16 protein-coding genes are annotated in these 17,273 nt (G+C 70.7%); 10 read left to right on the forward strand and 6 right to left on the reverse strand.

Annotation, left to right across the window (positions count from 1 at the left end; all coding sequences use genetic code 11):
* The first annotated feature begins 6 nt into the window (after nucleotides 1-6).
* On the forward strand, nucleotides 7-741 hold the full coding sequence (locus CEY15_RS14915; RefSeq protein WP_217987107.1) for a PadR family transcriptional regulator: 735 nt from the start codon (nucleotides 7-9) through the stop codon (nucleotides 739-741).
* 81 nt (nucleotides 742-822) lie between these two features.
* Here the strand turns inward: CEY15_RS14915 and CEY15_RS14920 are convergent, their stop codons facing one another.
* From CEY15_RS14920 to CEY15_RS14940, 4 genes are all read right to left on the reverse strand, one after another.
* Complete coding sequence (locus tag CEY15_RS14920; RefSeq protein ID WP_095719095.1) at nucleotides 823-1,650, reverse strand: hypothetical protein; 828 nt, start codon at nucleotides 1,648-1,650, stop codon at nucleotides 823-825.
* Entirely contained in the window at nucleotides 1,647-2,363 is a 717-nt protein-coding gene (locus CEY15_RS14925) for an ABC transporter ATP-binding protein (RefSeq protein WP_245847645.1), read from the reverse strand. Before CEY15_RS14925 ends, CEY15_RS14920 begins: the two co-directional genes overlap by 4 nt.
* Before the next feature lies 1 nt (nucleotide 2,364).
* Nucleotides 2,365-2,760, reverse strand: coding sequence for a GntR family transcriptional regulator (locus CEY15_RS14930; protein WP_095719097.1), 396 nt, complete (start codon nucleotides 2,758-2,760; stop codon nucleotides 2,365-2,367).
* Between the two features lie 425 nt (nucleotides 2,761-3,185).
* Nucleotides 3,186-3,722, reverse strand: coding sequence for a hypothetical protein (locus tag CEY15_RS14940; RefSeq protein ID WP_095719099.1), 537 nt, complete (start codon nucleotides 3,720-3,722; stop codon nucleotides 3,186-3,188).
* 121 nt (nucleotides 3,723-3,843) lie between these two features.
* Between CEY15_RS14940 and CEY15_RS14945 the strand changes: the two genes are divergently transcribed.
* From CEY15_RS14945 to CEY15_RS14960, 4 genes are all read left to right on the forward strand, one after another.
* Nucleotides 3,844-5,202, forward strand: coding sequence for a flavin monoamine oxidase family protein (locus tag CEY15_RS14945; RefSeq protein WP_095719100.1), 1,359 nt, complete (start codon nucleotides 3,844-3,846; stop codon nucleotides 5,200-5,202).
* A gap of 52 nt (nucleotides 5,203-5,254) precedes the next feature.
* Nucleotides 5,255-6,274: an AraC family transcriptional regulator gene (locus tag CEY15_RS14950; protein ID WP_217987108.1), complete on the forward strand. Its 1,020-nt coding sequence runs from the start codon at nucleotides 5,255-5,257 to the stop codon at nucleotides 6,272-6,274.
* Nucleotides 6,275-6,371: 97 nt separating this feature from the next.
* A complete protein-coding gene (locus CEY15_RS14955) occupies nucleotides 6,372-7,604 on the forward strand; it encodes a hypothetical protein (protein WP_095719102.1) in 1,233 nt (410 codons plus the stop codon).
* On the forward strand, nucleotides 7,601-8,488 hold the full coding sequence (locus CEY15_RS14960; RefSeq protein ID WP_176475139.1) for an SDR family oxidoreductase: 888 nt from the start codon (nucleotides 7,601-7,603) through the stop codon (nucleotides 8,486-8,488). Before CEY15_RS14955 ends, CEY15_RS14960 begins: the two co-directional genes overlap by 4 nt.
* Before the next feature lie 360 nt (nucleotides 8,489-8,848).
* Here CEY15_RS14960 and CEY15_RS14965 read toward each other — a convergent pair whose 3' ends face one another.
* Nucleotides 8,849-10,057: a sterol desaturase family protein gene (locus tag CEY15_RS14965; RefSeq protein WP_095719104.1), complete on the reverse strand. Its 1,209-nt coding sequence runs from the start codon at nucleotides 10,055-10,057 to the stop codon at nucleotides 8,849-8,851.
* A gap of 75 nt (nucleotides 10,058-10,132) precedes the next feature.
* Nucleotides 10,133-11,686: an MDR family MFS transporter gene (locus tag CEY15_RS14970; RefSeq protein ID WP_095719105.1), complete on the reverse strand. Its 1,554-nt coding sequence runs from the start codon at nucleotides 11,684-11,686 to the stop codon at nucleotides 10,133-10,135.
* 173 nt (nucleotides 11,687-11,859) lie between these two features.
* Between CEY15_RS14970 and CEY15_RS14975 the strand changes: the two genes are divergently transcribed.
* The 5 genes from CEY15_RS14975 (at nucleotide 11,860) to CEY15_RS14995 (ending at nucleotide 17,102) form a co-directional block, all read left to right on the forward strand.
* On the forward strand, nucleotides 11,860-12,738 hold the full coding sequence (locus CEY15_RS14975; protein WP_245847646.1) for a helix-turn-helix transcriptional regulator: 879 nt from the start codon (nucleotides 11,860-11,862) through the stop codon (nucleotides 12,736-12,738).
* A 320-nt stretch (nucleotides 12,739-13,058) separates the two neighbouring features.
* On the forward strand, nucleotides 13,059-14,093 hold the full coding sequence (locus CEY15_RS14980) for an iron-siderophore ABC transporter substrate-binding protein (RefSeq protein WP_095719107.1): 1,035 nt from the start codon (nucleotides 13,059-13,061) through the stop codon (nucleotides 14,091-14,093).
* Nucleotides 14,094-14,149: 56 nt separating this feature from the next.
* On the forward strand, nucleotides 14,150-15,151 hold the full coding sequence (locus CEY15_RS14985) for a FecCD family ABC transporter permease (RefSeq protein ID WP_095719125.1): 1,002 nt from the start codon (nucleotides 14,150-14,152) through the stop codon (nucleotides 15,149-15,151).
* Nucleotides 15,151-16,260, forward strand: coding sequence for a FecCD family ABC transporter permease (locus CEY15_RS14990; RefSeq protein ID WP_217987109.1), 1,110 nt, complete (start codon nucleotides 15,151-15,153; stop codon nucleotides 16,258-16,260). Before CEY15_RS14985 ends, CEY15_RS14990 begins: the two co-directional genes overlap by 1 nt.
* On the forward strand, nucleotides 16,257-17,102 hold the full coding sequence (locus CEY15_RS14995) for an ABC transporter ATP-binding protein (protein ID WP_095719108.1): 846 nt from the start codon (nucleotides 16,257-16,259) through the stop codon (nucleotides 17,100-17,102). Before CEY15_RS14990 ends, CEY15_RS14995 begins: the two co-directional genes overlap by 4 nt.
* The last annotated feature ends 171 nt before the right edge of the window (nucleotides 17,103-17,273 follow it).

The following is a 17,273-nucleotide window of genomic DNA, read 5'->3' on the forward strand; positions in this document are numbered from 1 at the left end:
GTCGCGATGAACATCGACGACGCATACGGGCCGGACGACTTCGGCCCATCGGCAACACCGGGCGGGGGCGGACATCCCCGGCAAGGCCGCCGACCCGGCCGTCAGCACGGACACCACAGGGGCCGTCGTCACGAACACGGTGGCGGCGCGGCGCCGTTCGGCCCGGGAGGGCCCGGCACGCCGTTCGGGCCGGGCGGACCGTTCGGGCCCGGCGGACCCTTCGGCCCGGGAGGGGCCTTCGGGACGTTCGATGACGGTCCCGGGATGCGGCGCGGCCACCAGCGGCGACGACGGCGAGGTGACGTCCGGCACGGCGTGCTCCTGCTCCTGGCAGAGGGGCCACAGAACGGATACGGGATCATCCGCGAACTGGCCGAGCGAAGCGGGGGCACCTGGCGTCCCAGTTCGGGCGCGGTCTACCCGGCGCTCTCGCTGTTGGAGGACGAGGGTCTCATCGGTCCCGCTGACGACGCCGGGCCCAAGCACTACCAGCTCACCGACGCCGGGCGGGCGGAGGTCGACCAGCTCGCAGATCGCCCGGCCCCGTGGGTCGACGCCACCGAGGAGGCCACCTCCCGACTGGGCGGCGACGCCGACCTCTGGAAGGCCTTCGGGGAGGCCGCCATGGCCGTGCGGGCGGTCGTCCAGACCGGCGACCCGGCCGCCGGCGAGGCGGCCACCCGCGAACTGGTCGGCTTGCGCAAACGCCTCTACGGGCTCCTGGCTGAGGCCGGGGACTGACGCGGGTGGCGGGCCCCGGGCGTCTGTGCCCGGGGCCCGACTCGTATCAGGCCCCCGATCCTTATCAGACCCCCACCCCTGTCAGACCAGGGCGACCTTGTAATTCCACGAGCGCGCGGTGCGCCACAGGCAGTACGCCACCAGCACTGCCGACGCGGCCACAAAGCCGACGGGCATGACGTCGTTGCTCGCGGCCGCACCCGCGGCCACCTCGCCGAGAATGTCGAAGCGCACGAACTCGAGCGAACCGCCGGCGTCCATCGCGACACCGAACGGCAGCGCGAGCATCGCCAGTAGCGACAGCACCTGGGTGGCCACGTAGACCACGACGAACACCACGACCGGCCCGCCGGCTCCCAGCGCTGCCAGGCGCCGCTCGTGCCCCACCGAGACAGCGAAGTAGTAGTAGACGGGCCAGATCAGGAACGAGGAGAGGCCAGCGATCAATCCGGCGGCGATCATCCACGGCGGCGCGGCCGTGGTCACCGCGGCCCAGGTGTCGGACAGGAGAGAGAGCGACGGCGAGGTGAGCCCCGAATGCAGGGCCGCCGCCCACCAGGCCACCAGCGCGAGCCCGGCGGTGAGGACGAGCGCGGCCAGCGAGGCAATGATCGCCCACACCAGCCTGACCCAGAAGATCGCCGACCCGCGGACGGGGATCGAGTGCGTGAAGTACCCGGTGCGGCCGTATCCGGTACGCCAGTAGTCGGCGGCGAGGACCAGCTGGACGGCCGGGACCGCCACGACCGCGGCCAACACCCCCAGGGCCATCCCGAGCTGGGAGAGAAGGGGCCACCCGGCGGACCCGAGCAGGCTGCCCAGGACCCCGATCAGGGCGATCATGCCGAGAGCTGTCCCGAGCGCCCCACGAGTGCGCAGCCACTCGTGCTTGAGCAGTGTCGTCGTCATCGGTAGGTCTCCTTGAAGATCTGATCGAGGCTGGCGGAGTGCTGGCCGCGGAGGTCGTCGGCGTCGCCCTGTAGCAGGACACGGCCGTGCCGCATCATCACCGCCGCGTCGAGGATGGGCTCCAGGTCGTGCACCAGGTGCGTGGATATCAGGAGCAGGGAGTCCTCGGAGAGGTTGCGGAGGATCCCGTCGAGGATCAGCTGCCGCGCAGCCGGGTCGACGCCCGAGATGGGCTCGTCCAGCAGGAACACCTTCGCATCGCGGGACATGGCCAGCGCGATCTGGACCTTCTCGCGCATGCCCTTGCTCATCTCCTTGAGCCGGGCGGATTCGCTCAGACCGAAGAACCCGATCAGGTCCCGGGCCTTCTCGGTGCGGAAATCGGAGAAGAAGTCGGCGTAGAGCTCGAGGCAGTAGCTCACCCGGGCGGAGTCCGGGAGGAAGCTGGTGTCGGGCAGAAAGGAGACGATCGCCTTGGACTCGGGGCCGGGCGCGTGGCCGTCGATCCGCACGCTGCCGGAGTACCCCGAGAGCACGCCGGCGAGGATCTTGAGCAGGGTGGTCTTACCGCAGCCGTTCTCGCCGAGCAGTCCCACGATCTGGCCCGGAGTCAGGCGGAGGTCGAGCGCGTCCAACGCGGTGGTGGAGCCGTAACTCATGGTCAGCCCCGAGGCCTCGACGAGTGTAGTAGCGGCGTTCTCGACGATGCTCACGTCAGACACCTCCGTCGTGCGCATGGGCAGTGGTGTGGTCATGGTCGTCCCATCTCTTGTCCAGTAGTTCTCGAGCCTTGTCCTGCGTCATCCCCAGTCCGCGGACCCGGCGGATGAACTCGTGGGCGGCACCGGAGGCGAGGTCGGCGCGGACCTCGTCGATGCGGGCGTCGTCGGAGGTGACGTAGCGCCCGCTGGCCCGTTCGGACCGGCACAGCTCGAGCCGTTCCAACTCGGCCAGCGCCCGCTGTGCGGTGTTGGGGTTGACGCCCAGGTCGGACGCCAGTTCGCGGACCCCGGGCATCCTCGCGCCCGCCGCCCACTCCCCGATCACGATGCGTCGCGAGAACTCCTCGACGAGCTGCACCCAGATCGGAGATGAGGTGTCGAACTGCATCGCGCCCCCATCCGTGTTGCTGTATTAGGTGCTTAATACAGTGACACTCATCGGCAGGGGAGTCAAGACTCGGCCGGTCGCGCGCCCGTTGTGGATACCCCTAGTGGTATGTATCCTCGATCTCGAGGTCCAGGCGATCCGACCGTTCGCCTCGAAACCTCGCGATGACCCCGCGGCCACTCGCGCCGCACCCTGTGACCACTAGGAGTACGACCATGTGCCGACCGGCCACCTGTAAGACCTGTGGAAAGACGACGTGGGCCGGGTGCGGCATGCACGTCGACCAGGTGATGTCACGCGTTCCCGCGGCCCAGCGGTGTCCCGGGCACGCCCAGGCTCCCAAGGAGGGGTTCGTGGCGAAGCTGTTCGGGAGGTGACCGGTCGGCCGGTACGGCCGGCGCCGATGACCGAACGGTGACGCCGGCTCAGTGCGTCAACGCGACCTTCACCGCCACGACGGTCGCGGCGACGACCGTGAGTGCGGCAGCACTGAGGAGCCACGTCCGGCTGGGTCGCTCACCGTTGAGTCGGCCGATCACAAAGACGACGCCACCGATCCGAACGAGCACGGTGATCTCCGCGAGCAGAATCGCGGTGCCGTGCTCGAGCACCCCGATCCAGCCGACCGCGAGGATGAGCGACGGCAGGACCGCCGAGCTCAGGATCGGCACCGAGTTCCGCAGTTCGGCGAGCCTCTCGGCGCGGCTCAGCGGTTCGCCCTCACGCACACCGTGGCCCACCGCCTCGGCGAAGACGTGCGCGATGAACGTCGACAGCGCGGTGCCCAGCACGATCGCGATCCCCACGTACTTCTCGGTGTGGACGATCGGTACGAGCGCCGCGAGCACCAGGATGTTGCCGTAGATGTAGGCGCTGATCCGGCTGGCCGCGTCGCCACGATCGAGCGGCTCGCCCCGGGAGAGCCACGAGTTGCGCGGCAGGGAACGCCTGTCCGTATCCATGCCGACAAGGGTGGCAGACGGTGGGAGTCCGTCGCATCGAGTTCGCCGTCCTGCCCCGGGCCACCGGGTGCGCGGAATACTGTGGGCGTGCCTGGGATTCGAGGGCGTGGAGAGGCTCGGTATGGACTCAGCGGTAGACGTGGTGGTCGTGGGTGCGGGGATCGCCGGCCTGGTCACCGCGCGTGAGCTGACCCGGGTGGGCCACGACGTGGTGGTACTGGAGGCCCGGGACCGTGTGGGCGGCAGGCTGCTGGGCGCCACGCTCGCCGGAGGGCAGTCCATCGAGGTCGGGGGGCAGTGGGTCGGCCCCACCCAGCACCACGTCCTCGCGCTGATCCGCGAGCTGGGACTGCAGACCTTCCCCACCCACGTCGAGGGTCGGAACATCGCCGAACTCGGCGGTACCAGGGCGGAGTACACCGGCCGAATCCCAAGGTTCGACCCCGTCACCCTGGCCGATATCGCCCAGACCCAGTGGCGGCTCGACCGGATGGCCGCCCGCATCCCGCTCGCCGAGCCGTGGTCCGCGCCCGGCGCCGAGCGCCTTGACTCGCAGACGTTCGACACCTGGCTCCGACGCGCCGCCCGCACCCCGCGGGCCCGCGGGTTCTACCGGCTGCTTACCGAGGCCGTGTTCTCGACCGGCCCCGAGGACCTGTCCGCGCTGTGGGCGGCGTTCTACATCGGCTCGGCCGGCGGTTTCGACGCGATGATCGACACCGCCGGTGGAGCGCAGCAGGACCGCGTGGTGGGCGGGGCGCAGACGATCGCGATCGAGATGGCGCGCCGGCTCGGTGACCGCGTGGTACTGGACAGCCCGGTCACCGCGGTCGAGTGGGACGCCGGTTCCGTCCGCGTGCGAACCGGCCACCACACCGTGAGCGCGCGCCACGTGGTCATCGCGGTGCCGCCGCCGCTCGCGTCGAGGATCCGCTACTCCCCCGGCCTGCCGGGCGACCGCGACCAGCTGGTCCAGCGGTTGCCCATGGGGCGGGTGATCAAGGTCAACGTGGCCTACTCCGAGCCCTTCTGGCGCGCCGACGGGTGGAGCGGTCAGGCGAACAGCGACACCCGCGCGCTGGGCACCGTCTTCGACAACACCCCCCACAGCTCGGAGGGCGGCGGTCCCGGGGTGCTGGTCGGGTTCCTCGAGGGCCGACACGCGGACCGTTGCTCGCGCATGATGCCCGCCGACCGTCGGACGCAGGTGCTGGAGGATCTCGCCGGGTACTTCGGCCCCCGGGCCCGCGACCCCGTCGACTACATCGAGCGCGACTGGGCCGAGGAGGAGTACAGCCGCGGGTGCTACGGCGCGTTCGCCGCGCCCGGGACCCTGACCCGCTTCGGCCCCCACCTGCGCCGCGCGGTCGGCCCGATCCACTGGGCGGGCACGGAGACCGCCACCCGCTGGGCCGGGTACATGGACGGGGCCGTCGAATCGGGCCGTCGGGTGGCCGGGGAGATCGGTGTGCCCGGGTGAACAGCCCGGAGCCCGTGGTCACCTCGCAGAACGGCCGCACCCGGGTGTCGGCGTGCAGCCGCTGATCCGCACCGCCAGCCTGCGCGGCTTCGCCCCGCTGGTCAGCGAGCTCGGCGGGGATCCCGAACAGCTGCTCCACCGGTACGGCATCTCGACCGAGGCCCTCGCCGGCGACGACGGGCTCATCTCTATCACCGCGCACGACCAGATGCTCGACGCCGCCGCTGCCGAGCTCGGGTGCCCGGATCTCGGGCTGCGGCTGGCCGACCGACAGGACATCTCCATCCTCGGCCCGGTGGCCCGGGCGGTCCGCCCCAGCGCCACCGCCACCGAGGCGCTCGAGTGCGCGGCGCGTTTCCTCTTCGTCCACAGCCCCGCGCTGACGATCGGCGTCGACGACGACCCGTGGAACCGGCGCGGAGTGATCGCCCTGACCTACCGAAAGCAGCTGTCCGAGTCGCCGTACTCCCCTCAGGCCATCGAACTGGGGCTGGGCCTGTTCCACCGGATGGCGGTGCAGTTGCTCGGGCGCAGTCCCGGTCTCCGATCCGTCGAGCTGACCCACGGGCCGCTCTCGCCCGTGGACCGCTACCTGGACTTCTTCGGCGCCGACGTCAAGTTCGACCGCCCCGTGGCCGCGCTGTGCGTCGAGCGCAGGATTCTGGACGCCTCGTTCGCCACCGCCGACGAGGAGGTCCGACTGGCCGCCCTCGATCACCTGGCGGGCACCTACTCGGACCCCGCCCACTCGATGGCCGGTCGGGTGCGCCGGGCTGTGGGCGAGCGCCTTCCCGGGCGGGTCCCGCCCCTCGCCGAGGTGGCGGCCTCGCTCGCGATCCATCCGCGGACCCTGCAGCGTCACCTCGTCGTCGAACACACCACCTACGGCCAGGTCGTCGACGACCTGCGGCGGGACCGGTCACACCGTTTCATCACCACCACCGACCTGTCCTTCACGCAGATCGCCGACCTGGTCGGTTTCTCCGAACAGTCCACGCTCAGCCACGCCGTGCGTCGGTGGTTCGGCGTCTCACCCGGCGAGCTCAGGCGCCGGTCGAGAGTGTCGCGCTGACACAAGTGTCGCGGCGCCGGGCACCGGATCCTGGAAGTACCCGTCAGAGGCATGGCGCCGGGAGATTCACGGCGCCCGGAGGAGTACAGGAGCGGTGATGCTGCGCGAACACGAGTGGGGCGACCGAGAACTGCAGGAGCCGGACCTGCGAGGCCGAGACCTGGGAGACCATGACCTCCGGGACCGGGCGCCGCAGGAACAGTCCTCCGAGCAGATGCTCGAGCGGATCGGCGCGCGCTCGATCCCCGAGTTCGACGGCGTCCACGACGTGTGGCCCCGGGGTGAGCGCCTGCGGGCCGTGCGTGCGGCGGCCGCCGAGTACAAGACGCGGTTCGTGCAGCAGGGGCAGGTGCGGGCCGTGCAGTCCGTGGACGTGGCGGCGGCGCCGTACCCGGTCAAATACGCGTTCAACAACGCGGTCTCGGTCCCCAGCCTGCCGCTGATCACCATGATCAACAGGATGATCGTGGTGCAGTACGACGACTGGAACGGCCGCCCCCGCACCCTGGTGTTCGAGCCGACCGTCCCCGCCGGGTCCGCCGAGGCACCCTTCTACGACAACCTCCAGGCGCTCGTCGACAAGGTCCCCGGTGGCAACCTCGCCGTCAAGCTGATCCTCAAGTACTTCAACGAGCCGGACCAGGCGCTCGCCAAGGTCGGGCTCACGCCGCAGGACGTGGACTTCTGCACGTTCGACCACCTACACGTGCAGGACCCCCGCATGATCCTCGGCTCGACCGAGGTGATCCCCGGGGACACCGCGCCCCGCGCGCCGCTGTTCGGCGACGCCAGGCTGCTGGTCCACCGGCGCGAACTGGCCACGCTCGAGGACCTGCACCCCATGCAGTGGGCCTGGTACGTCGCCGGCGGGCTCGGCGGGGTCGACCGGTCCCGGTTCGCGGTGTTCGACGGGGACATCGAGCTCGGCGCCGGTATCGCCCTGATGTGGACCCCCGGACACACCGACGGCAATCACTCGCTGGTCGTCAACACCCCCGACGGCGTGTGGGTGTCCTCGGAGAACGGCATCTCGCTGGACAACTGGCAGCCGGAACTGTCCCGGATCCCGGGCGTGCGGCGGTACCAAGAGAAGTTCGGTCGGGAGATCTGCCCCAACGCCAACACCCTCGAGGACTCCCTGGACCAGTACGACTCCATGATCAAGGAGAAGACCATGGCGGACGCCTGCCCCGGCGACCCGCGCTGGCTGCAGATCCTGCCCTCCACCGAGCTCGTGTCGTGGAAGCGCTTCTGGCCCGTCGTGCCCACGTACTGCCACGGCGGCATCTCCTACGGCCGGATCCGCTCCGGACTGGGAAGCGAGAAGTGACGACGACGAGGTCGCGCAGCGCCCTCGTGACCGGGGCCGGTCGCGGGTTGGGCAGGGAGATCGCCGAGATGCTCGCCGATCGCGGATACCGGGTGATGGTCACCGACGTCGACGCCGACACCGCCGCCGCGGCCGCCGCCGAGATCGGAGGGGACGCCACCTGGGCGGCCGTCGACGTCCGCGATCACTCGCAGGTCGAGGCGGCCCGGGATGCGCTCGTCGAACAGACGGGGGGCGTGGACGTATGGGTCAACAACGCCGGGGTGCTCCTCACGGGTCCGGCGTGGGAGCAGAGCGAGGAGCAGCGGCGACTGCTCATGGAGGTCAACACCCTCGGGGCGATCAACGGCACCGTTGCCGCGATCGACGCGATGCGGGGCCGGGGTTCCCGCAGCGGTTCCGGCGGCGGGCGCAGCGGCGGCCAGATCATCACGATCGCCTCGCTCGCCGGGATCTCCGCCGTGCCGGGTGAGGCCGTCTACGCCGCCTCTAAGCACGCCGTCATGGGGTTCAGCACCAGCACCGCCATCGACCTGCGGCTCGAGGGGATCCACGACATCGCGATCTCCTGCATCTGCCCGGATGGGATCTGGACCCCGATGCTCTACGACAAACTCACCGACCCGCAGGCCGCCCTGTCCTTCTCCGGGTCACTGCTCCAGCCCGGCGACGTGGTGCGCGCCGTGGGCAGGGTGCTGGACTCCCCCCGCCTGGTGAGGTCCGTGCCGGCGTGGCGCGGAGGACTCGCGCACCTGGGGGCGAGCTTTCCGCGACTGGCCGTGGCGGGCCTGCCCCTCATGGCGGCCCTGGGACGCCGGGCGCAGCGCCGACTCCTGGCGAACCCAGAGCGTCAGGACCCCGCGCCGAACCGGGCTGCGAGGTAGGGAATGAGCCCCATGCACTCGGGTGTCAGCGCCAGACAGGACGCCTCACCAGGACCAGGGCCGAAGAGATAGCGCAGCGGATTCTCGATCGAGCCGATGGGAAACACGATGTCGCTCCTTTATGAACTCGAGAGCGGTGCCTTACTTGCGAAATCGGACCTTACCGGGCACCCGTTACCGCTCGGGACCGTACGCGGCCCGGGGCGATACGGCTCACCATCAGAAAGTGGTCCGGTTGCGGGGGCGTTGGGGGAACACCAACGATCGAAGAACTCTTCCCTCAGGCGCCTCCCGCGGGATCACACTCTCTGACCTGCGGTGCCCTGAACGGCCCGCGCAGGGCACCCCAGGTCAGCGACACTACGCCCGTCGCGCCCCCGCCCATCCCGGCCCGCGCACCAGGTACCCGACCCGGTCCGTCCACGTCTCGGAGCGGAACACGTCTCGAGCGATCGCGACCCACTCGTGCGTGGCGATCCGCAGCGGGTTGAACGTGTCGATGTTGGTGGTCAGCCCGTAGACCACCTCCTCCCCCTCGAGTTCGTGGGTGCCGAACAGTCGGTCCCACACGATGAGGATGCTGCCGTGGTTCCGGTCCAGGTACTCGCGGTTGCTGCCGTGGTGCACGCGGTGGTGCGAGGGCGAGTTGAACACCTTCTCCAGCGGCCCGATGGACCGGATCACCGCGGTGTGGATCCAGAACTGGTAGATCAGGTTGATCGCGCGCGCGTCCTGCACCAGCGCCGGCCGCACGCCCAGCAGCGAGAGCAGCCCGTACGGCACATAGATCGTCAACGCCTCGGCCACCGGCTGGCGCAGGGCGGTGGAGAGGTTGTAGCGCTCGCTGGAGTGAGGCACCACGTGCATTGCCCACAACCAGCGGCTCTCGTGGTCGAAGCGGTGGTTCCAGTAGTAGATGAAGTCCCACCCCAGGATCGCCACCGCGTAGGCGAGCGGTCCCGTGCCGAGGTCGAGCGGGGAGAACCGGAAGAGCTTGGATCCGGCCGTCTCCGCGCTCCACAACGTCGAGACCGTGACGACCGCCGAGGCCACCGCCGTAACCGCCGACCCGCCGGTGATGCGTCGTAGCGCGGGCGGCACCTGGACAGCCTCACTCGTGGGCACCTGCACTCTTCCCACGGCGGGCACGTGCGCGGACCCCGCAACGGTCGACGGGTGAGAGGCGGGGACCTCGTCGTCGTCGTTGCCCGGTCTCGCGCCCACACCTGACGCCACCCGCGACGGCACCGCGCCCGCCTCGAGCAACCCCGTGGTCCAGGTGCGCCGCCACACGTCCCCCGCCGTGGCCACCGCCGCCGCCGCGAGCGACAGACCCATCAGCGCCTTGGCGTACCGGCCGGTCCGGGGGGTGACCGGGGCGAGCAGCCTGCCCGCGACGTACGGGGCCACGAGGCTGCCCACGCCCATCGAGAGGCTGGCCATGGTGTCGGCGAACTCGTAGTCGCCGGCCCGCTCACCCTCTGCCGGATTGCGGGACTGCCACGCGTACTCGGCTGCCATCGCCGCGATGAAGCCGGGGATCGCCAGGACCGTCAAATCGATCTTCACGAGCCTAAGGATATGACGTGGGTCACTCCTAGGCGAGACCGGGATGGCGCTGCCGCCGAGGAGGCGCCCCGCCGGCTACGGCGAGACGGACTCCTCGGCGTCGGCCGCTACCGCCGGCCCCTCGGTCTGCGCGGTGTTGCGGACGAACCACGCGCCCACCACGGTGATGAGCGAGATGATCGCGCCCACCACCAGCGCGTTGTGGACGCCGGTCATCTGTGCGGCCACGTCGCCCTGTCCGGACTCGGCGCCGGCCACGATGCCCAGCGTCATGACGGTGATGAACAGCGCCGTGCCGGCCGCGGCGGCGACCTGCTGGAGCGTGTTGAGCAGCGCGGAGCCGTGCGGGTAGAGATGCGGCGGCAGGGATCCCAGCGCCGAGGTGAGCAGCGGCGAGAACAGCAGCGCCAGGCCCACGCTGAGGATCATGTGCCACACCACGACGATCGCCAGCGACGACTCGGCGGAGAAGAACAGGTACATGCCCCACAGGCCGGCGGCCGCCAGGATCGACCCCGGGATGATCAGCGGGCGCGGTCCGATGCGGTCGAAGAGCCGTCCGACAAACCAGCCGAGCACACCCATGAGCAGACCGCCGGGCAGCAGCGCGAGGCCGGACTCGAGGGTGGTGGTCCCCAGGATCTGCTGCATGTACAGCGGAAGCAGGATGAGGGTGCCGAACAGCGCCATCATGGACAACAGCATGAGCGTGAGGCTGACGGTGAAGGTGCGGTACGTGAAGGCGCGCACGTCGAGGAGCGCGTAGTCCTTGAGCGAGAGCTGCCGCCAGACGAACACCGCCAGTGCGGCCACGCCCACGAGCACGGGCACCCACGGGGACACCAGCGCGTTGTCGTTGGCGGCCTCGCCGAAGGAGCTCAAACCGAAGATCAGGCCCGCGAAGCCGACCGCCGAGAGGATGCCGGAGAGGATGTCGAGCGGGATCGGGCGGGTGGCGGTGACGTTGCGGATCAGCGCGGCGCCGGCCACCAACGCGAGGAGGCCGATGGGCAGGACGAACCAGAACATCCAGCGCCAGCTCAGCACGTCGAGCACCAGACCACCGACAGTGGGGCCGATGGCCGGGGCCACGGCGATCACGATGGAGATCACGCCCATGGTGCGGCCGCGACGGTCCGCGGGCACCACGTTGAGCACGGTGGTCATGAGCAGCGGGATCATGATCGCGGTGCCCACGGCCTGCACCACCCGGCCGGCGACCAGGACCACGAACACCGGGGCCAGCGACGCCAGGAGGGTGCCGAGGGTGAAGGTCGTCATGGCGATGATGAACACCGTCCGCAGCGGCAGCCGCATGAGCATCCACCCGGTGAACGGGATGACCACAGCCATGGTGAGCATGAACGCGGTGGTGAGCCACTGCGCGGTGGCCGCGGCGACGGCGAACTCCCCCATCAGCTCGGGGATCGCGACCGACATGATGGTCTCGTTGAGGATCACCACGAACGTCGCGGCCACGAGCAGCGCGATCAGCCGCGTGGTGGCGGCGGGCAGCGGCGGCGAGCCCAATGCCGGGCCGGGCTGGGTGGGGCCGGGCTGGGTGGGGTCGGGCTGGGTGGGATCGGGATGGGCGGTAGACGATGCAGCAGAGGATGACTCAGTGGTCACGGGAATCCTTAGACATTACGGGTCGAGACAAAAGGTAAACCCGGCGAGGCGTCAGCGCCTGCACGGGAACTCCAGCACTGTACGCCAGTATCCCCGACAGGCTTGCTGATGTGACCACCATTACGGGGCGGCCGGATCAGCGGTCCGGCGAGCCGGTGGGGCAGAATCGATTCATGACCGGGACCAGCACCGCGCGACGGGGCGACGTGGAGACGCGCACCCTGCCGATCTACGCGGCGGGCGACGCGGTGATGCCGTTCGCTATCACCGGCATGGACGAGCTGGTGGCCCGCGACATCGAATGGGAACCGCACTCCCACCCCACCCACGAACTGCTGTGGAACAGGTCGGGGGCGTCCACCGTCACCATCGGGGCGCGCACGTGGTCCATCACCCCCTCTGTCGGGCTGTGGATCCCGGCGGGCGTGCTCCACTCCGCGGCCACCCCGGCGGGCACCTGGTACCGGACCGCGCACGTCGACGTCCGCACCGACTCGCCACTGCCGACCGAGCCCGTCGCGGTGGAGGTGACCCCGCTGCTCACCCTCCTGCTCGAGCGCCTGGTGGACCAGACTCTGGGGACACGGTCACGGGAGCTCACCGAGCAGATGGTGTTCGACCTCCTCGAACCCTCACCCCACGCGCTGCTGGTGCAGCGGCCGGACTCCGAGCTGCTGCGCCCGATCGTCACGGCCCTCGAGTCCCACCCCGGTGACGACCGGTCGCTCACCGAGTGGGCGGCGCGGCTCGGGGTGAGCGAACGGACCGTGACCCGGGCGTTCCGGGCCGAGACGGGACTGAGCTTCGGCGCGTGGCAGGCGGCCTTCCGCGCCCAGCACGCATCGGTCCTGTTGGGCAGTGGCGTACCGGTCGACGAGGTGGCCGAGCGCGTGGGCTACCGCTCGGCGAGTGCGTTCGGGGCGGCCTTCCGGCGGACCACCGGGCTCACCCCGGGGCAATTCCGCCCGGCCCCCATCTCCGCCCCCGGCCACGCCACCCTCTCCGCCCTCGCCTCGGGCCGCACTCGGTTGGCGGACCAATCCCCCCAGTAGGCGGACAGGATTCGCGAGAGGAATGGGCGACAGCGCGCGATATGTCCGCCAGACGGGTCCGCATGTCCGCCAAGCGGCTGGGAGCGCAGCACCGGTAGGCACCCCGGCCGGAGAGGCCCCGGCGACCGCGAGCCTGTCCGATTCGCTACACCCGGCGTCCTGATCGAGCGATTGCGCCGCACCGCCGTGCGGTCGTAAGGTCTTAGGCCAGCCTCACCTAATGGTCAGCCCGCGTCGGGTACGTCGATGCGGCTCCCGGGTGGGTCCTGCCCTGTTCGTCCTGCCCTGTTCATCTTCTCCAGAATGAGAGAGCCGCCCTGATGCGTTCTCGCGGTGTTGTCCCCTTCCTGATCGCCACCACGGCCGCCCTCGTGCTGTCCGCGTGTGGCTCGACCGCCGATTCCGACGAGTCGACGGGCGCCGCCGCGTCCGGCGGGTCCGGGTCGTTCCCCGTGGTGATCGAGCACGCGCTCGGCACCACGACCATCGAGGAGGCGCCCGAGCGGGTGGCCACCGTCGCGTGGGCCAACCACGAGGTGCCGCTCGCCCTGGGTGTCGTCCCGGTGGGGATGGCCGCGGCGACCTTCGGTGACGACGACGGCAACGGCATGCTCCCGTGGGTCGAGGAGCGACTCGAGGAACTCGACGCGGAGCCCCCCGTGCTGTTCGACGAGACCGACGGGATCGACTTCGAGGCCGTCGCCGACACCGACCCGGACGTCATCCTGGCCGCCTACTCGGGGCTCACGCAGGAGGACTACGACACCCTGAGCGAGATCGCCCCCGTCGTGGCGTACCCCGAGGAGGCGTGGGCCACCTCGTGGCGCGACACCATCCGCTTCAACTCCATGGGGATGGGCATGGAGGCCGAGGGCGACGCGCTGGTCGAGGAGCTCGACGCCGAGATCGCCGAGGCCACGGCCGCGCACCCGGAGCTCGAGGGCACGCGGACCATGTTCCTCACCCACCTCGACCCGACCGACCTGAGCACGGTGAACTTCTACACCGCCGCCGACACCCGGGCCGCGTTCTTCGAGGACCTGGGCCTGGCCACGCCGGCCGCCGTGACCGAGGCCTCGGCGAGCGGCAAGTACTCCGGCAGCATCAGCGCCGAGCAACTGGACCAGTTCGACGATGTCGAGCTGATCGTCACCTACGGCGACCAGAGCCTCGTCGACACGCTGAAGTCCGATCCGCTGCTCTCGCAGATGCCGGCGGTCAAGAACGACGCGATCGTGTTCCTCGACGGCAGCGGCCCGATGGGCACCGCCGCCAACCCCACCCCGCTGGCCATCTCGTGGGTGCTCGACGACTACGTGGCGCAGCTGGCGGAGGCCGTCGGCACCCGCGAGTGAGTCCCCACACCACCGCCCCGTCCGCGCCGGGTGCCGCCACGTCCGCAGTCAGGACGCTGCGGCGCCCGGCGCGGGTCCGGGTGGCGTGGCTCCTGGTGACGATCGCGGTCCTCGTCGTCGTCATCGTCGCCTCGGTGTCCATCGGCTCCCGCACGGTCTCCCTCGATGAGATCCTCGCCGCCCTGGGCGGCTCCGCCGACGGCCTCGGTGAGGCGTCGGTGGTCAAGCGCATCTCCCGCACCATCATGGCGATGCTCGTCGGCGCCGCGCTCGGACTGGCCGGCGCGGTGATGCAGGGCGTGACGCGCAACCCGCTCGCGGACCCGAGCATCCTGGGCGTGACCATGGGCGCCTCGCTGGCCGTCGTGGTGGGGATCGCGTACTTCGGGCTGTGGACCTACACCGGGTACATCTGGGCCGCAATCATCGGCGCCGGGATCGCTGCGGTGTTCGTCTACGCGGTCGGGTCCCTCGGCCGCGGCGGGGCCACGCCGCTCAAGCTCGTCCTGGCCGGCGCGGCCACCTCGGCGGCGGCCACGTCGTTCATCAGCGCGGTGGTGCTGCCGCGCGGGGATATCGCCGGAGGGGTGCGCTCGTGGCAGGTCGGCGGCGTGGGCGGCGCCAGCTCCGAGGCCATCGAGCAGGTGCTGCCGTTCCTCGTGGTGGGCGCGCTGATCTGCTTCCTCGCCGCCCGTCCGCTCAACTCGCTGGCCCTGGGCGACGACCTGGCCGCGGGACTCGGCGAACGCGTGGTCCTCACCAGGGCGGTCGGCGCGCTCGGCTCGGTCCTGCTGTGTGGCGCCGCGACCGCCGTGGCCGGGCCCATCGCCTTCGTGGGACTCATCGTCCCCCACACCTGCCGCCTGCTCGTGGGCGTGGACCACCGCTGGCTGCTGCCGTTCTCCGCGCTCGTCGGGGCCATCCTCGTCACCGCCTCCGACGTCCTCGGCCGCGTGGTGGCCCGGCCGGCGGAGATCGACGTGGGGATCATCACCGCGCTCCTGGGCGCCCCGATCTTCATCGCGATCGTCCGCCGCCAGAAGATCCGGGAGGTGTGATGACGACGACGAGCACCGCCGCGACCTCGGATTCTCCGGCCACGGGCTCCCCGACCACCGGCGCTTTGACCACCGCCCGCCCGGCGTCCGTCGAGCTGATCGCCCGCGGTCGCCGCACCCGCAGGCGCCGGCGGCTGCTCGTCATGGCCTCGCTCGCCCTGGTCGCCGCGGCACTGTTCACCGCCAGCCTCATGGTGGGCAGGATGTTCTATCCCCCGGCCGACGTGCTGGGCGTGATCCTCGGCCACGACGTGGCGGGCGCCTCGTTCACCGTCGGGCGGCTGCGCCTGCCCCGCGCGGTGCTGGCGGTGCTCACCGGCGTCTGCTTCGGCATCGGCGGCGTGACCTTCCAGACCATGCTGCGCAACCCGCTGGCCTCCCCGGACATCATCGGCATCAGCTCCGGCGCCAGCGCGGCGACGGCGTTCGCGATCGTCGTCCTGGGCCTGGGCGGCGCGCAGGTCTCGGTGTTCGCGATCGTCACCGGCATCGCCGTGGCCCTGGCCATCTACCTGCTGGCCTACCGCGGCGGGGTGGTGGGCACGCGGCTCGTGCTGATCGGGATCGGCACCGCCGCCATGCTCAACGCGGCCACCAACTACATCCTCAAAACAGCGCCGCAGTGGGAACTGCAGGAGGCCATGCGCTGGATCACCGGCAGCCTCAACGGTGCCTCGTGGTCCCAGGTGCAGCCGGTGCTGGTGGCGTGCCTGGTTTTCGCCCCGGTGCTGCTGCTCAAGTCGCGCGACCTGTCGATGCTGCGGCTGGGTGATGACACCGCCTCCGCTCTCGGGGTGCGCACCGAACTCACCCGGATCATGCTGATCGTGGCCGCCGTCGGGCTGATCGCCTTTGCCACCGCGGCCGCCGGACCCATCGCCTTTGTCGCCTTCCTGTCCGGGCCCATCGCCGCCCGCCTGGTGGGTCCGCACGGCTCGCCGCTCGTCCCGGCGGCGCTGGTGGGCGTGATCCTCGTGCTCGGCGCCGACCTGGTGGGCCAGTACGCCTTCGGGTCCCGCTACCCGGTGGGCGTGATCACCGGGGTGCTCGGCGCGCCGTACCTCATCTACCTGATCGCCCGCACCAACCGCACCGGAGGCTCACTGTGACCACCGACCACACCCTCCACGCGACCGGCCTCGACCTGGGCTACCGCGACCGCACCGTCATCCACGACCTGGACCTGCAGGTTCCACCGGGGCGGATCACCGCGATCGTCGGGGCCAACGCATGCGGCAAGTCCACGCTGCTGCGGTCGATGTCCCGGCTGCTCAAGCCCCGCGGCGGTCAGGTGCTCCTGGACGGCGAACAGGTGCACCACATCCCCGCCAAGAAGCTCGCCCGCACGCTCGGACTACTCCCCCAGTCCCCGCTCGCGCCGGAGGGGATCACCGTCTCCGACCTGGTGGGCCGCGGGCGCAACCCCCATCAGGGGATGCTCTCGAGGTGGAGCAGGGACGACGACGAGGCCGTGGCCGCAGCACTCGAGGCGACCGGCACGCTCGAGCTGGCCGACCGGGCCGTGGACGAACTGTCCGGCGGTCAGCGACAGCGCGTCTGGATAGCCATGGCCCTGGCCCAGCACACCGACCTGCTGCTGCTAGACGAGCCCACCACGTTCCTCGACGTGGCGCACCAGGTGGAGGTGCTGGACCTGCTGGTGGACCTCAACCGCGACCGCGGCACGACCATCGTCATGGTGCTGCACGACCTCAACCTGGCCGCCCGCTACGCCGATCACCTCGTGGCGCTGGCCGACGGGCGCGTGCACTGCGCGGGCGCTCCCCAGGAGGTGTTCACCACCGAGATGGTGAGCGCGGTCTTCGGGCTCGATTCCGTGGTGATCCCCGACCCCACCTCCGGCCGGCCGCTCATGTTGCCGCTGGGGCGACACGGGGTTCGCGGTGAGCACGGGGTGATGAGCGGGCAGGGCACGAGCGGCCACGCATGAGCGCGGGCCTGCGCGCCCGCTTGGGCTTCCGCGCCCGCTTTGCACGCCCACCCCGCGGGGGTTGCGCGCCCGCTTCGGCTTACGTGCCCTCTCCGCACGGCCCAACACCACTTATGCGCCCGGAATGGTCCATTCCGGACACGCAAGTCCGAGGGCACGCCGCCGGGGCGT

Origin of the sequence: Dietzia natronolimnaea, from assembly GCF_002289575.1 — a bacterium.
GTDB lineage: Bacteria > Actinomycetota > Actinomycetes > Mycobacteriales > Mycobacteriaceae > Dietzia > Dietzia natronolimnaea_A.

Coding starts and splice junctions, on each gene's coding strand:
- CEY15_RS14915 (WP_217987107.1), top strand. CDS start 7: ATGAACATCGACGACGCATACGGGCCGGACGACTTCGGCCCATCGGCA.
- CEY15_RS14980 (WP_095719107.1), top strand. CDS start 13,059: ATGCGTTCTCGCGGTGTTGTCCCCTTCCTGATCGCCACCACGGCCGCC.
- CEY15_RS14940 (WP_095719099.1), bottom strand. CDS start 3,722: ATGGATACGGACAGGCGTTCCCTGCCGCGCAACTCGTGGCTCTCCCGG.
- CEY15_RS14930 (WP_095719097.1), bottom strand. CDS start 2,760: ATGCAGTTCGACACCTCATCTCCGATCTGGGTGCAGCTCGTCGAGGAG.
- CEY15_RS14975 (WP_245847646.1), top strand. CDS start 11,860: ATGACCGGGACCAGCACCGCGCGACGGGGCGACGTGGAGACGCGCACC.
- CEY15_RS14955 (WP_095719102.1), top strand. CDS start 6,372: ATGCTGCGCGAACACGAGTGGGGCGACCGAGAACTGCAGGAGCCGGAC.
- CEY15_RS14990 (WP_217987109.1), top strand. CDS start 15,151: ATGACGACGACGAGCACCGCCGCGACCTCGGATTCTCCGGCCACGGGC.
- CEY15_RS14920 (WP_095719095.1), bottom strand. CDS start 1,650: ATGACGACGACACTGCTCAAGCACGAGTGGCTGCGCACTCGTGGGGCG.
- CEY15_RS14945 (WP_095719100.1), top strand. CDS start 3,844: ATGGACTCAGCGGTAGACGTGGTGGTCGTGGGTGCGGGGATCGCCGGC.